12 protein-coding genes are annotated in these 13,413 nt (G+C 71.6%); 5 read left to right on the forward strand and 7 right to left on the reverse strand.

Going from position 1 to position 13,413, the window contains the following annotated elements; translation table 11 throughout:
• Positions 1-29 precede the first annotated feature (29 nt).
• The 3 genes from BY998_RS17580 (at position 30) to BY998_RS17590 (ending at position 4,420) form a co-directional block, all read left to right on the forward strand.
• Positions 30-2,255, forward strand: coding sequence for an OmpA family protein (locus BY998_RS17580; protein WP_110352905.1), 2,226 nt, complete (start codon positions 30-32; stop codon positions 2,253-2,255).
• A 174-nt stretch (positions 2,256-2,429) separates the two neighbouring features.
• Complete coding sequence (locus BY998_RS17585; RefSeq protein WP_110352906.1) at positions 2,430-3,650, forward strand: MFS transporter; 1,221 nt, start codon at positions 2,430-2,432, stop codon at positions 3,648-3,650.
• Positions 3,647-4,420 (forward strand): class I SAM-dependent methyltransferase, encoded by a 774-nt coding sequence (locus BY998_RS17590; RefSeq protein WP_110352907.1) that lies wholly within the window; start codon positions 3,647-3,649, stop codon positions 4,418-4,420. Before BY998_RS17585 ends, BY998_RS17590 begins: the two co-directional genes overlap by 4 nt.
• On the opposite strand, the gene gltX is transcribed toward BY998_RS17590, so the two are convergent.
• From gltX to BY998_RS17620, 6 genes are all read right to left on the reverse strand, one after another.
• A complete protein-coding gene (gene gltX / locus BY998_RS17595) occupies positions 4,417-5,766 on the reverse strand; it encodes a glutamate--tRNA ligase (protein WP_110352908.1) in 1,350 nt (449 codons plus the stop codon). The genes BY998_RS17590 and gltX overlap by 4 nt on opposite strands.
• 59 nt (positions 5,767-5,825) lie before the next feature.
• The gene (locus BY998_RS17600) at positions 5,826-6,917 is read right to left on the reverse strand and encodes an HlyD family secretion protein (RefSeq protein WP_110352909.1); all 1,092 of its coding nucleotides are present in this window, start codon (positions 6,915-6,917) and stop codon (positions 5,826-5,828) included.
• Positions 6,914-7,108: a DUF1656 domain-containing protein gene (locus BY998_RS17605; protein ID WP_110352910.1), complete on the reverse strand. Its 195-nt coding sequence runs from the start codon at positions 7,106-7,108 to the stop codon at positions 6,914-6,916. The genes BY998_RS17600 and BY998_RS17605 overlap by 4 nt, the downstream gene beginning before the upstream one ends.
• 7 nt (positions 7,109-7,115) lie before the next feature.
• Positions 7,116-9,122, reverse strand: coding sequence for an FUSC family protein (locus BY998_RS17610; RefSeq protein WP_280952919.1), 2,007 nt, complete (start codon positions 9,120-9,122; stop codon positions 7,116-7,118).
• A gap of 20 nt (positions 9,123-9,142) precedes the next feature.
• Positions 9,143-9,577 (reverse strand): DUF4345 domain-containing protein, encoded by a 435-nt coding sequence (locus tag BY998_RS17615; protein WP_110352912.1) that lies wholly within the window; start codon positions 9,575-9,577, stop codon positions 9,143-9,145.
• Between the two features lie 108 nt (positions 9,578-9,685).
• Entirely contained in the window at positions 9,686-9,958 is a 273-nt protein-coding gene (locus tag BY998_RS17620) for a hypothetical protein (RefSeq protein WP_110352913.1), read from the reverse strand.
• 196 nt (positions 9,959-10,154) lie between these two features.
• Here BY998_RS17620 and BY998_RS17625 point away from each other — a divergent pair, with 196 nt between their 5' ends.
• Both BY998_RS17625 and BY998_RS17630 read left to right on the forward strand, forming a co-directional pair.
• Positions 10,155-10,790, forward strand: a complete 636-nt coding sequence (locus BY998_RS17625; protein WP_110352914.1) for a glutathione S-transferase N-terminal domain-containing protein — start codon at positions 10,155-10,157, stop codon at positions 10,788-10,790.
• Positions 10,791-11,074: 284 nt separating this feature from the next.
• Positions 11,075-11,521 (forward strand): DUF3280 domain-containing protein, encoded by a 447-nt coding sequence (locus tag BY998_RS17630; RefSeq protein ID WP_110352945.1) that lies wholly within the window; start codon positions 11,075-11,077, stop codon positions 11,519-11,521.
• Positions 11,522-12,032: 511 nt separating this feature from the next.
• On the opposite strand, the gene tolB is transcribed toward BY998_RS17630, so the two are convergent.
• On the reverse strand, positions 12,033-13,373 hold the full coding sequence (tolB, locus tag BY998_RS17635) for a Tol-Pal system beta propeller repeat protein TolB (protein WP_110352946.1): 1,341 nt from the start codon (positions 13,371-13,373) through the stop codon (positions 12,033-12,035).
• Positions 13,374-13,413 lie beyond the last annotated feature (40 nt).

Genomic DNA, 13,413 nt, shown 5'->3' on the forward strand with positions numbered 1-13,413 from the left:
CGCCGATCGCGTTTTACGAGGCTGACTGAATGCGGATCACCCGCTCCCTGCTCCTGGCCGGCACGATGCTGCCGGCGCTCGTCCTGTCGGATCTGTCCGTCGCCCGCTCTCTGGGAGACGGCGCAAGCGGGCGAATCGAACTCGCGCAGCGGGAGGAGCCGGGCGAGGGGCCGCGCGGTGGCGGACGTGGGCCCGGCGGTGCCGGTCCGGCCGAGCGCGGCGGTGCGGAGCGCGGCGGGCCGCCGGCCCGCGAGCGGCCCGAGCCGGCCGAACGCCCGTCCCGCCCCGAGCCCCGTCAAGCGCCCGCTGCCCGTGAACAGGCGCCCGCGGCCCGCGAACGGCCGGAACCGGCCGAACGCCCGGCCCGTCCCGAGCGCCCGGAACGGCAGGAGCGTCCCGAGCGCGAGTCCGCCCCGCAGCGCCCCGAGCGGGCACCCTCCCCCGCGCAGCGTCCGGACCGCTCCGAGGAGCGCGCCGCGCCGCCGGCCGCCCGCGAGCGTTCGCCCGAGCGCGAGGCGCCGTCCCGCCGCGAAGCCCCGGAGCGCGAGACGCCATCGCGCCGCGAGGCTCCCGAGCGCGAGGCGCCCTCCCGTCGTGAGGCGCCCGACCGCCAGCAGGATCGCCAGACCCCGGACCGCCCTGGCCGGGACGCCCCGAACCGTCCCGATCGTCCGGCCGGACGCGAGGCGGATCGGCCCGATGCCGCGCCGAACCAGCGCCGGACCCCGGATGCGCCGACGCCGCCCTCGGCCGACCGCCCCGACCGCCCGACCCCGCCGGCCACCCAGAGCCCGGCGCAGCCGACCGCGCCCGGCACGCCGCCGAACCAGCGGCCCGGCGTTCCCGGCCGCCCGGTCGCGCCCGGCGCGGAGCAGCCCGGACGGCCCGCTCAGCCGACGAATCCGTCCGCGACCGAGCCCGATGGCACCCGCGAGGCGCCCGGCGGTCGCGCGGCCCCCAACCAGCAGCCCGGCGTTCCGGGACGGCCGGTCGCGCCGAACCAGCAGCCGGGTGTTCCCGGCCGTCCCGTTCAGCCGCCCGGCGCCGACCAGCCCGGCACGCCGTCGGACGGCCGGTCCGATCCGCGCGGGCTCGACGACCGGCGCGGCGGCGACGATCGCCGAGATCAGGATCGCCGCCGCGGTGAGGACGACCGCCGCGACTCCAACCGCCTCCGCGACGATGATCGCCGCGACTCCGACCGTCGGCGCGGCGACGACGACCGGCGCGATCTCGACGACCGGCGCGGCGACCGTTCGGACCGGCGCGAGCGTTTCAACGTCCCCGGCACGCCGGCCTACGTGCCCGGCGGCTTCCGCGACGACGATTACCGCGGGCGCAACTACGAGACCGTGCGCCGGGACCGTCGCGAGTACGAGGTCGGCGGACGCACCTATTATCGCGAGCCGGGCCGCATCATCGTGCGCGACCGGGACGGCTACTTCATCCGCCACGACGAGAACGAGCGCTTCCGCACGATCTACGGCGATCGCGGCTACCGCAGCGAGCGCCGCGGCGGCGAGGTCTACAGCTACGTCGACAGCCCGGCCGGCGGACAGATCATCACCGTCGTGGACGATGACGGTCGGCTCCTGCGCCGGTCGCGCCGCTACCGCGACGGCCGCGAGGTCGTGCTGATCAACAACGCCTATGGCGGCGCGCCCCGGCCGATCTACGAGGACGTGGTGGAACTGCCGCCGCCGGACATCCGCATCCCGCGCGAGCGCTACGTCGTGGATTACGAGCGGGCGGACGGGCGCGCGGTCTACGAGGCGCTGTCCGCGCCGCCGGTGCAGAAGCTCGACCGGCGCTACACCCTCGATCAGGTGCGCTACAGCCCGCAGTTGCGGGCGCGGATGCCGTCGGTGGACATCAACACGATCACCTTCGACAGCGGCTCCTTCACGGTCACGCCCGATCAGGCCAAGCGCCTCTCGACCATCGCGGAGGCGATCAACCGGACGATCAAGGACAATCCGCAGGAGGTGTTCCTGATCGAGGGCTACACCGACGCGGTCGGCGCCGACATCGACAACTTGTCGCTGTCCGACCGCCGGGCGCAGTCCGTGGCTGCGGTGCTGACGCAGGACTTCCAGGTGCCGCCGGAGAATCTGACGACCCAGGGCTACGGTGAGCAGAACCTGAAGGTGAACACCCAGGAGGCCAACCGCGAGAACCGTCGCGTCACCGTGCGCCGGATCACCCCGCTGCTTCAGCAGCAGGCCGAGGGGCAACAGCCGCCCGCACCCCGTTAGCCGATACTCTTGACCCCTCTCCCGATCGCGGGAGAGGGTGTCTCGCGGCACGGACGCGTGAATGGCCCGAACAAGAGTTCGAAACCGTCACGTCGCCTCCGCCCCCTGCCGAGGCAGGGCCACCCTCCCCCGCACAGGCGGGAGGGGTTTTCGTTGGCAGGGACACGTCGCGGCATGACGGACGATAGCGACCGGTTGATCGAGGCCGGGACGCCGACGTTCCGCCGCTCCACGCTGGCGCTGTTCGCGGCCGGCTTCTCCACCTTCGCGGTGCTCTACGGCGTCCAGCCGCTGCTGCCGATCTTCGCCGACACCTTCGCGGTCTCGCCCGCCGAGAGCAGCCTCGCCCTGTCGCTGCCCTGCGCCACGCTGGCGATCTCGCTCCTCTTCGTCAGCCCGCTCTCGGAAGTCTGGGGCCGCAAGCCGGTGATGGCGGCCTCCCTGTTCGCCTCGGCCCTCCTCACCATCGGCGCGGTGCTGATGCCGAGCTGGCACGGCTTCCTGGCCCTGCGGGCGCTGACCGGCATCGCCGCGAGCGGCCTGCCGGCGGTGGCGATGGCCTATTTGAGCGAGGAGATGCACGGGCGTGCCATCGGCCTGTCGATGGGGCTGCTCATCGGCGGCAATGCGCTCGGCGGCATGGTCGGGCGGCTGCTCGCGGGCATCATCGCCGATCACGCCTCCTGGCGCTGGGGGCTGGGCACCATCGGCGTGCTGGCCCTGTTCGCGGCGCTCGCCTTCCAGTTCGCCCTTCCGGCCTCGCGCCGCTTCGTCGCCCACCGCATGCGCTGGCGGGAGGTGCCGGGCACTTTCACCCACCACTTCCGCGATGCGGGCCTGCCCTGGCTCTTCCTCGAACCGTTCCTGCTGATGGGCGGCTTCGTCTGCGTCTACAACTATATCGGCTTCCGCCTGCTCGATCCGCCCTATTCGCTCAGCCAGACGGCGATCGGCCTCATCTTCATCGTCTACCTCGCCGGCACGGCGAGTTCCGCCATCACCGGCCACGTCGCCGGGGTGCTCGGGCGGCGCAAGGTGCTGTGGCTCGCGATCCTGCTCGGCATGATCGGCATCGCGATGACGATGGCGCAGAGCCTGATCCTCATCATCCTCGGCATCGTCGTCGTCACGGTGAGCTTCTTCGGCGCCCACTCGGTCGCGTCGAGCTGGGTCGGACGGCGCACCTCGAGCGACCGGGCCCAGGCTTCGGCGATCTACCTGTCGATGTACTATCTCGGCTCGTCGCTGCTCGGCACGGCGGGCGGATGGTTCTTCCTGCATTACGGTTGGACCGGGGTGGCGGCCTTCTTCGGAGCACTCTACGCTGCGGCGCTCCTCGTCGCCGTGAGGCTCGCGCGCCTCGCGCCGCTGCCGCCGGGAGGGCCCGCCTCATGACCGATCCGATCAGCCACGACGCGCAGATCTCGACGCAGTTCGGCGGACGCGCCGCCGACTACGTCGCCAGCGCCGTCCATGCCGGGGGCGAGGATCTTGCGGCGCTCGCCCGCTTCGGCGCCCTGCCCGGCGCCGCGGTGCTCGATCTGGGCTGCGGCGGCGGCCACGTCACCTACGCCGTGGCGCCCCACGTCGCCTCGGTCACCGCCCTCGACCTGTCGCGGGCGATGCTCGACGCGGTCGCGGCGGAGGCGCAGCGGCGGGGGCTGACGAACGTCGTGACGCGGCAAGCCAGCGTCGAGGCCCTGCCCTTTCCCGACGGGCGCTTCGGGCGCGTGCTCTCGCGCTACAGTGCCCACCATTGGGGCGACGTGCCGGCCGCCCTTCGCGAGGCGCGCCGGGTGCTCGCTCCCGAGGGACGCCTCGGGCTGGTCGATGTGGTGCATCCCGGCCCGCCGCTCCTCGATACGCATCTCCAGGCTTCGGAGCTTCTGCGCGACCCCTCCCACGTGCGCGATTACGGCGAGGCGGAATGGCGCGCGATGCTGGCCGAGGCCGGCTTCGTGCCCGGCGCCGCGCAGCGCTGGCGCGTGCGCATGGACTTTTCGAGCTGGATCGCCCGGATGGGAACGCCGGAGGCGAGCGCCGCAGCGATCCGCGGCCTGCAACGCGGCGCGCCGGAGCCGGTGCGCGCGCATTTCGCCATCGAGGACGACGGCAGCTTCACCCTCGACGTGATGATGATCGAGGCGGAGCCGGACGGGCTCTAGGCGGTCTCGCCCGCAAGACGCTTCGCGGCCCGCTCGCGCCCAATCAGCGGCAACAGCACGGAAAGATCCGGGCCGTGGTCGAGCCCTGTCAGAGCGAGGCGCAGGGGCATGAACAGGGCCCGGCCCTTGGCGCCGGTGCGCGCCTTCACCGCGTCGGTCCAGGCCTTCCAGGTCCCGGGGCCGAAGGCCTCCTCGGGGAGCCGACTCGCGGCGGTGGCGATGAAATCCGGCTCGGCGATGACCGGCGTCACCGGGCCGGCGACCACGCGCCACCAATCGGCAGCCTCCGAGACGCGGCCGAGATTGGCCCGCACCGCCAGCCAGAACGCCTCCGCGTCGCCGGCCGGGATGCCGAGGGCGGCGAGGCGGTCGCGGACGTCGGAGAACGGCATCTCGTGGACCAAGCGGGCATTCATGCCGTCGAGTTCGGCCGGGTCGAACCGGGCCGGCGCCCGCGAGAGATGGGCGAGATCGACGAGGCCCGCCAACTCGTCGAGGGAGGCGATCGGGCGCACGGCCTCGGCCGAGCCCGTCAGTACCGCGAGCGAGCGCACGGCTGCCGGCTCGTAGCCCGCCTCGCGCAAGGAGCGCAGGGAGAGGTGGCCGAGGCGCTTGGAGAGCCCCTCCCCGTCCGCCGTGGTGAGCAGGTTGTGGTGGCCGAAGGCGGGGATCGAAGCGCCCAGTGCCTCGAAAAGCTGCACCTGCACGCCCGTGTTCGTCACATGGTCCTCGCCGCGGATCACATGGGAGACGCCGACTTCCGCGTCGTCCACCACGGAGGGAAGCGTGTAGAGGTAGCTGCCGTCGGCGCGCACCAGCACGGGGTCGGAGAGCGAGGCGCAATCGACGTGGCTCTCGCCGCGCACCAGATCGTTCCAGGCCACGATCCGGTGATCGAGCTTGAAGCGCCAGTGGGGGCGCCGGCCCTCGGCTTCTAGAGCGGCGCGTTCGGCCTCGGTCAGGGCCAGGGCCGCCCTGTCGTAGATCGGCGGCAGGCCGCGGCCGAGCTGGCGCTTGCGGCGGCGCTCCAGCTCCTCCTGCGTCTCGTAGCAGGGGTAGAGCCGGCCCTGGTCCTTCAGCCGCTCGGCGGCGGCGTCGTAGAGCGCGCTGCGATCGCTCTGGCGGAAGAACAAGTCGGGCTCGATGCCGAGCCAGCCGAGATCCTCCGACACGGCGGCGGCGAATTCCTCCGTCGAGCGCTCGCGGTCGGTGTCGTCGAGGCGCAGCAGGAAGCGCCCTCCTTGGCGACGCGCGAACAGAGCGTTGAGGAGCGCCGGCCGGGCGTTGCCGATGTGCAGGAAGCCGGTCGGCGAGGGCGCGAAGCGCACGAGAGGAGCAGTGGACATGCCGCCGCTCTACCGAATTTTTCGAGGTGCCGCACCGCCTGCGGTGCCGGCGCGTCGCGTCAGGGGGCGTTCTTCGCGGCGGGGGCCGCGGTGTCGGCCGCGCCGAACAGGCCGCTGCGCAGGGCCGTCACCCAGTCCGGGCGCCGGCCTTTTCCATCGCCGACGACCACGGTCGCGGTCATGCCCGCCACCAGCGTCACACCCTCGGGAACACGGTCGATGCGGATGCGCACGGGCACCCGCTGGGCGAGCCGCACCCAGGTATAGACCGGATCGACGTTCGGCAGCCCCTGCGTGCTCGGCGCCGCGTTGGCGGTGGAAATGCCGAGCGTCACGCTCTCCACCCTCCCGCGCAGGGGTGCGTCGTAGCCCATCAGGGCCACCTCGGCGGGCGCCCCGGCCCGGATATGCGGCATCTTCGTTTCCTCGAAATAGCCGTCGATCCAGAAGGAATCTGTGTCGATCACCTGGAGGTTGGCGGTGCCGGTCGTGGCGTAGTCGCCGACCCGCAGCAGCAGGTTGGTCACGCGGCCGTTGACGGTGGAGCGGACCTCGGTGCGCTCCAGGTTCTTCCTGGCCTGGGCGAGCTGCGACGTGGCCGTCTTGAGGGCGGCCTCCGCGATCTTGGCGGTGCCGGCAAATTGCTGCTTCTCCTCGACGGAGGTCGAAACCGTGGAGAGTGCCGCGCGCCGGGCCGATTGGGACTGCTTGACCGACAGATCCGCCTCGCGGTTCGCGATCTCGGCCTCGGCCGACACCACCGCCTCCTGAAAGTCGAACGGGTCGATCACGTAGAGGATGTCGCCCTTTTTCACCTCCTGGTTGTCGGTGACCCGCAGCGCGACGATGGTGCCGGAGACCTGCGGAGCGATGTTGGCGACCTGCACGCGCACGCGTCCGTCCCGGGTCCAGGGGGCGGTGACGTAGAACTGCCAGACGATGAAGGCTGCTCCGGCGGCGCAAGCGAGAATGACTGCCGTCGCCGCGAGCCGCAGCACCCGGCCTCGGCGCCCGCGTCGCGCCGCTGCGGGCTCCGTGGCCGAGGCGGCCCGCCGGCGCGCCTCGGTCGAGGAAGCCTCCCCACCCGCATTCCGCTCCGGGTCGCGGCCCGGCGTCTCGGAGTGGGCCGGCGCGTCGTCTTCGCGCCTCACAGGATCACCACGACGAGCGCGAGCAGGCAGACGTAGATCCCGGCCTCCGCCAGCGGCGGGTTGGCCACGAAGCGCCCGAAGCGGATCCGGTGGAACACGACCCGCAGGGCTACGAGCAGCGCGAAGGCGACCAGCGCCTGGGCGATGAAGGGCGAGACCAATATCCCGCCGATGGTGAGGTCGTGGTTCATCCGTGCGTCAGGCATCGAGGAGGGACAGGCGCCGGAAGAGGCGCCCGTGTCGCGTGATAACGCGCGAGGCCGTCGCGAGGTCGCTCACCGCCCGCGCCAGCCCCAGGCGGCCGTCGCGGTCCTGCGCGGTGGCCGCTGCGATGAGATCCTGCGCGGCCCGGTCGAGGTCGCGGGGGCGGGCGGCGGCCAGCGCTTCGCGCGCGCGGGCGAGCGGCGGGACGAGCGCCTCCCGCCCCCGCAAGTGTCGCAACTGCGCATGCGCCCGGGCGGCGGCGGCTTCCAGCCGCGCCACGGCGAAGGCATGGTGCAGGCTCGCTCGGCGCACGGCACCGCTGCCCGAGTTCCAGGCGGAGAACTGGAAGAGGCGGTCGGCGTTCAGGCTGGTGCGCGTGGCCGCATCGCCCCCCTCCCCGGCCAGGGCCTCGGCCAGATCGCGGCGCGCCTCCTCCAGCGCGAAGGCGCGGTGCTGCGAGGCGGAGATCGGCAGGACGAGCCGAACGGTCAGGAACAGGATCACCGCCGCGACCACCACGAGCAGCGCGTTCAGGAGGAAGGTCTGCGGATCGTAGGATTGCGGATTCTCCGGCGCCATCAGCACGGGATAGAAGACGATGGTGATGAAGCCGATGGTGAAGGTCGGCGGGTTCAGCGACAGGAGGCAGCCGAGGATCACGACCGGCGCCATGGCGATGGCGAGCAGGGGAAAGCCCTGGTTTCCGTCGAGCATCACGAACAGCGTGATTCCGGCGCAGAGCGCGGCGAACGGCATCCCGATCAGCACCCCTTGCGCGAACTTGCGCGGATCGGGGGTGACCGAGGAGAGCGAGCAGGTCGCCGCGACCTGCACAAGGGCGAAGGAGGATTGCGGCAGCCCGGCCAGCACGAGAAAGCCGGCGGTCAAGCCGAAGGCGATCACGACGCGCAAGGCCGCGCGCAAGGCGACCTGGAAATCGCGGTGGGTCGGGAGCGCGACGTCGCGTAGCGGCCGGTGGCCGTCGGCGAGGGCGCGCAGACCGTCCTCGGCGAAGGCCGCGGCCTCGCCGAGGTCCAGGGCGCGCTGGAGCGCCACGATTTCGTCCAGCGAGCGGCCGGGCCTCCGCATGCCCTTGTCCACGATGTCCCGGAGCCGGTCGCCGATGCCGGCGAGCGCGTCGGGCCGCGCGTCCTGCCCGTCCGAGACCGATCGCAGCGCCAGGGCCCGCGCCTCCCGCACCAGCGGTCCGGGTTCGGGGAGGCGATCCATGGCGGCGGCCAGGGCGCGGCTTGCCGCCGCCAGCACGTAGAGCGCGGCGATGGCGCTGCGGGCCCCGGCCGCCCGGTGCCGGCCGTCGTCGAGTTCGGCGGCGATGGCGCCGGCATCCGCGCGCATGGGGGCGATGCGCCGGATCAGGTCCGCCGCGCGCTCGGGGCCGGGATCACCCTGCGTCAGGCTCTGGCGGGCGAAGGCCCGGGCCGCTTCATGCGCCTCGGCGAGGCGTGGAAGCAGGGTTCGCCAGGTGCTCGGCGAGGCGAGCGCGTCGTTGATGAAGGTGATCGCGACGATGCCCACGGTGATCGCGGCGATGCGGCCGATGGCGGCGTCGAAGGCGGTCTGCGGCGCATCGATATGGGCCACCGCGATGATCGCGACGGTGTAGCCGGCGAGCATCGCCCCGTAGGTGCGGGTGTCCTGCAGGAATTGCGCGACGAAGACGCAGAGCCCGAGCCAGACCGCGAAACCGACGAGCAGCAGCACCCGATCCTGCCCGAACAAGGCGATCAGGGCGATGGCGACGACACCGCCGACCACCGTACCGAGGAAGCGGTATCCGGCCTTCGAGAGGGCCTGCCCGCGCTTGGGTTGCGCCAGGATGGCGACGCAGACCGCCGCCGAGGAGGCGCTGTCGAGCTGGAGCCAGAAGGCGGTGTAGAGCGCCAGCATCATGGCGAGCCAGATCCGCAGGGCGAAGGCCCAGGCGGAGGGCTCGGGAACCCGGCGGTCGATCGCGTCGAGCAGGCGGTCACCGAGGGACACGGCGCCCCCCGCCGCCCGGCTCACCGCGCGGTTCCCGCCGTGCGGGCCGCATCGAGCGCCGCGTCGCGCGCGAGCCCCGCGACCCGCGTCTGCCAGAGGCAGAGCAGCGGCGCGAGGCCGAGCTCCACCGCCAGCGCGGCCAGCATCGTCACGGAGGGCACGCCGGTGAGGTAGAGGCCGAGCAACCGGGCGAGGCCGCCGAGCACCACCACGAGGATGAGGAACCGGAACAGGGTGGTCTTGCCCTCGATCCCCGGAACGCAGGTGAAGAACAGGATGCCGATGCCCGTGAGCAGGCCGGAGAGATAGCGGAAGTGGCTGTCGGCCGAGACGTTGAGCGGCGTGCCGCCGCCCATCCCGCCGATGCCGAACAGAACTCCGTAGAGGCCCGCCAGCACGGGGATGACGGCGGCGAGCGCCACCGCGCGCTGCAGGAAGCGGCGTTCACGCTCCATCGAGATCGGGCTCCGGGCACGGACAGGTCCGCCGGGCAACACCGCGGCGGCCGATCGGTTCACGCGGGTCGGGCCACGCGCCGGCGCAGGGGTCGGGCCGCGAGCGCGTCAGGCCTTCTGCTCCTTCAGGCGCTTGACGCACTTGCTGTAATATTGCGGCCATTTGGGCCCCTGCGCGGCCTTCTCGGTCGCCGAGAGCGCGCGCCACTCCGAGCCGCACTTCTTCTGCCGCTCCCGGGCGGCCGACTGGGCCATGCTCGGCTCCTTGACCGTCTCTTTGGACGTCTCCTTGGCGGCCGCTCCGGCCTCCCTGGCCGTGGCGGCCTGCGCGAGAAGGAGCGGCGCGGCCAGCATGGCCGCGGCGAGGAGACGAGCGAACATCGGGCAACTCCGCTGGATGGATTCGGCGCACCGGCCGTCCACGCGGCAACACAGCCGCATCGGCGCTCAAAGAGCAAGCGTCCGGCACAACTTGCGCACGATCGTCGCGCTTGACCCTGCGCTTGAGCCCCCGGGGCGATCCGCGCTACGTCGTCGGTGAGGATGGGCGCGGGCCCGCTTTTTCCGGGATGCCAGCATGGCGACCACGACGGCGCAGCCGATCGACCTCTACACCTGGAGCACCCCGAACGGGTGGAAGATCCCGATCATGCTCGAGGAATGCGGGCTGCCCTACCGCGTGGTGCCGGTGAATATCGGCAAGGGCGAGCAGATGGCGCCCGACTTCCTCGCTATCTCGCCCAACAACAAGATCCCGGCCATCGTCGATCCGCAGGGGCCGGGCGGCGCGCCGATCTCGGTGTTCGAGTCGGGTGCGATCCTGCAATATCTCGGCCGCAAGACCGGCTGCCTCTACCCGGCCGACGAGCGGGCACGGACCGCGGTCGATCAATGGCTGTTCTGGCAGGTCGGCGGCCTCGGGCCGATGCTGGGCCAAGCCCACCATTTCCGGATCTACGCGCAGGAGAAGATCCCCTACGCCATCGACCGCTTCACGGAAGAAGCCAAGCGCCTCTACGGCGTGCTCGACCGGCGGCTGGCCGACCACGAATATCTGGCCGACGACTATTCCATCGCCGACATCGCCACGCTGACCTGGGCCAAGTTCCACGAGAAACAGGGCATCGCGCTCGCCGACCTGCCCCACGTCCGCCGCTGGCTCGATACCCTCCTGGCGCGGCCGGCGGTGCAGCGCGGGCTCGGCGCGATCTGAGCGGCGGACCGGCGCATCCGCCTCGGGGCGTCGCGCCGATCCGCCGCCTTGCCCTGCCGCTGGGGGGATCGAGGCGAGGACGGGCGCCACTTTCGCCGACGATTGATGCTGCTTTGTGTCCGGCCCCGTTCACGTCGAATCCGGCCGATGCCCCCGCGCCTTGATACGATCGTGTCCGGCTCGGGTTGTCCGGGAGCGACCGCCCGATGGCGGCCGGCAGGAGACATACGATGCGCCGGCCCACGAGACATGCCTTTGTCCTTCTCGCGTTCGCGGGCGGGCTCATGCCTCGCGCCGCGCAGGCGGAGCCCGAGAAGGTCGCGGTCTTCGATTTCCAGTTCGCCCGGGGTGGGCCGACCGAACCCAGCGAGGCGGAGCACGAGCGGCTGAAGCGCACCAGCGACACGTTCCGCGCGCTGCTGGCCGAGAGCGGACGCTATACCGTGGTGCCGACCGATTCCCTGCGGGATGAGGTGGCGAAGGGCTCGGATCTGCGGGCCTGCAACGGCTGCGCCGAGGATTTCGCCCGGCGCCTCGGCGCACAGGCTGCCGTCACCGGGGAGGTGCAGAAGGTCTCGAACCTCATCCTCAACATCAACGTCTACCTGAAGCCGCTGAGGAGCGACGCACCCGAGCAGGCCTACAGCGTCGATCTGCGCGGCAACACGGACGAGTCCTTCGACCGCGGCATCCGCTACCTCGTCAAGAACCGGCTCCTGGAAGGGCGCTGACGGCGCGGCCCGCCCCATCAGCCGTAGAACATTCTTCCCTGCCCTTGCGTAACATCTTGCCGGCGAACGGTTTTGTCGCGCAAGAATTCGCTCGGGCCAAAATCAGTAGGCTTGGCGGCATTTTCCCGCTTGACGGGCCGCGAACACAGTCGCAGTCTACCGGGGTGCTTCGCGATCGCAAGCACATCTGCCAAGAAACGGCGTTGTTTTCGCGCGGTTTGTTGGCGAAAGCTGGAGGAGACAGGAATGACTCCACCGCAGCGCGAAGCCGCAACGATAGGCTGAGAACCCGTTCGGTCTCGGACTTAGCGGCCCGCCACGAACACACGGCGGAAGCGGATCCTTAGGGGCGCAGAAGCGGCCGACACGGCGCGACTTCGAACACGCATCAGCCCCACCTGCGGATCGCTTCCGCCGCCGTTCTTTTCTCCTCGAAGACCGTCTCGCCGTGCAAGCCGGACCCGGCTCGCGCGGTCTTTTGCGTGGCCGGACGGCCGTTGGCGTTGTGCGCTCAGCGCCCCGCCAGAAGCGGCGACCAAGTCGGGTCCGAGGCGAAGGAGGGCGTCGGCACCGGCTGCTCGACCTTGCCGGTGATGTCGACCATGTAGAGCTTGCCGCCCCCCTGCCCGCCCGGATCGCGGAAGAACATCACGTATTGGCCGTTGGGGGAGAAGGTCGGGCTCTCGTTGTGGAAGCCTTCCGTCAGCACCCGCTCGCCCGAGCCGTCGGGCTTCATCACGCAGATGGCGAAGCCTCCCTTGCGCTGGCGGGTGAAGGCGATCAGGTCGCCCCGGGGCGACCAGGCGGGCTGCGAGGCCGCGCCCTCACCGAAGGAGATGCGGCGGGGATTCGAGCCGTCGGCGCCCATCACGTAGATCTGCTGCGAGCCGCCGCGGTCGGATTCGAACACGATCTGGCTGCCGTCCGGCGCGTAGGACGGCGAGGTGTCGATCGCGAGCCCTTGCGTGATCGGCGTCTGCGCCTTGGAAGCGAGATCGACCGTCACGATGTCGGCGTTGCCGCCCTGCTGCACGCTCATCACGAGGCGGCGCCCGTCCGGCGAGAAGCGCGGGCTCGCGCTCATGGAGGCGAAGTTGCCGACCGTCTGGCGCTTGCCGGTCTCGAGGTCGATCATCTGCACCTTCGGCTGCTGGCCGGTCGCCTGGGTCATGAAGGCGATCTCCTGGCCCGCCGCCGAGTAGCGCGGCGCCACCACCGAAACGTCGGCGCCGCCGGTCAGCGCGCGCACGTTGGCGCCGTCCTGATCCATCACCATCAGGCGCTTGCGGCGGTTCTCCTTCGGGCCGGACTCGTCGACATAGGCCACGCGGCTGTCGAACCAGGGGCCGAGGCCGGTGATCTTGGTGTAGACGGCGTCCGAGACGAGGTGGCCGGTCCGGCGCGCGTTGGCGACATCGGTGCCGTATTGCTGGCCGGTGATCTGCTGGCCCGAGGCCACGTCCCAGAGGCGGAAGGCGACGGTGAGCCGGCCCGAGGCGTCGCGCCCGACCCGGCCGGTGACGAGGGCCTGGACGCCCGCGCCCTTCCAGGCCTCGAAGTTCGGCGCGGCGTCGAAGCTCGGGTTCTCGGGGAAGCGCCCCTTGTCCAGCGGCGTGAAGTAGCCGGAGCGGCGCAGGTTGTTCGTGATCACGCTGGAGACGAGCGAGCCGAGGCTCGCGTCGCCCGCGAAATCCGCGATCGCGATCGGCATGGGCTGGAAGGCGCCGCTGCCGATGCGCAGCTGAAGCTGCGCTTGCGCCGGAGTGGCGGCGGGGAGCACCAGGGCGAGGACGCCGAGGGCGACCGAGAGCGCCGGCAGGAGCTTGCGCCGGGTGATGGCTGTTCCAGGCATGGAGAAGTCCGGGATCGTCGGGAAGGGATGCTGGGAGGAG

It is taken from the genome of Methylobacterium sp. B4 (assembly GCF_003201865.1).
Lineage (GTDB): Bacteria > Pseudomonadota > Alphaproteobacteria > Rhizobiales > Beijerinckiaceae > Methylobacterium.

Excerpts from the sequence above, each read along its gene's own strand:
- BY998_RS17630 (WP_110352945.1), top strand. The coding sequence starts at position 11,075 with ATGCCTCGCGCCGCGCAGGCGGAGCCCGAGAAGGTCGCGGTCTTCGAT.
- BY998_RS17615 (WP_110352912.1), bottom strand. The coding sequence starts at position 9,577 with ATGGAGCGTGAACGCCGCTTCCTGCAGCGCGCGGTGGCGCTCGCCGCC.
- BY998_RS17625 (WP_110352914.1), top strand. The coding sequence starts at position 10,155 with ATGGCGACCACGACGGCGCAGCCGATCGACCTCTACACCTGGAGCACC.
- tolB (WP_110352946.1), bottom strand. The coding sequence starts at position 13,373 with ATGCCTGGAACAGCCATCACCCGGCGCAAGCTCCTGCCGGCGCTCTCG.
- BY998_RS17590 (WP_110352907.1), top strand. The coding sequence starts at position 3,647 with ATGACCGATCCGATCAGCCACGACGCGCAGATCTCGACGCAGTTCGGC.
- gltX (WP_110352908.1), bottom strand. The coding sequence starts at position 5,766 with ATGTCCACTGCTCCTCTCGTGCGCTTCGCGCCCTCGCCGACCGGCTTC.
- BY998_RS17620 (WP_110352913.1), bottom strand. The coding sequence starts at position 9,958 with ATGTTCGCTCGTCTCCTCGCCGCGGCCATGCTGGCCGCGCCGCTCCTT.
- BY998_RS17605 (WP_110352910.1), bottom strand. The coding sequence starts at position 7,108 with ATGAACCACGACCTCACCATCGGCGGGATATTGGTCTCGCCCTTCATC.
- BY998_RS17580 (WP_110352905.1), top strand. The coding sequence starts at position 30 with ATGCGGATCACCCGCTCCCTGCTCCTGGCCGGCACGATGCTGCCGGCG.
- BY998_RS17585 (WP_110352906.1), top strand. The coding sequence starts at position 2,430 with ATGACGGACGATAGCGACCGGTTGATCGAGGCCGGGACGCCGACGTTC.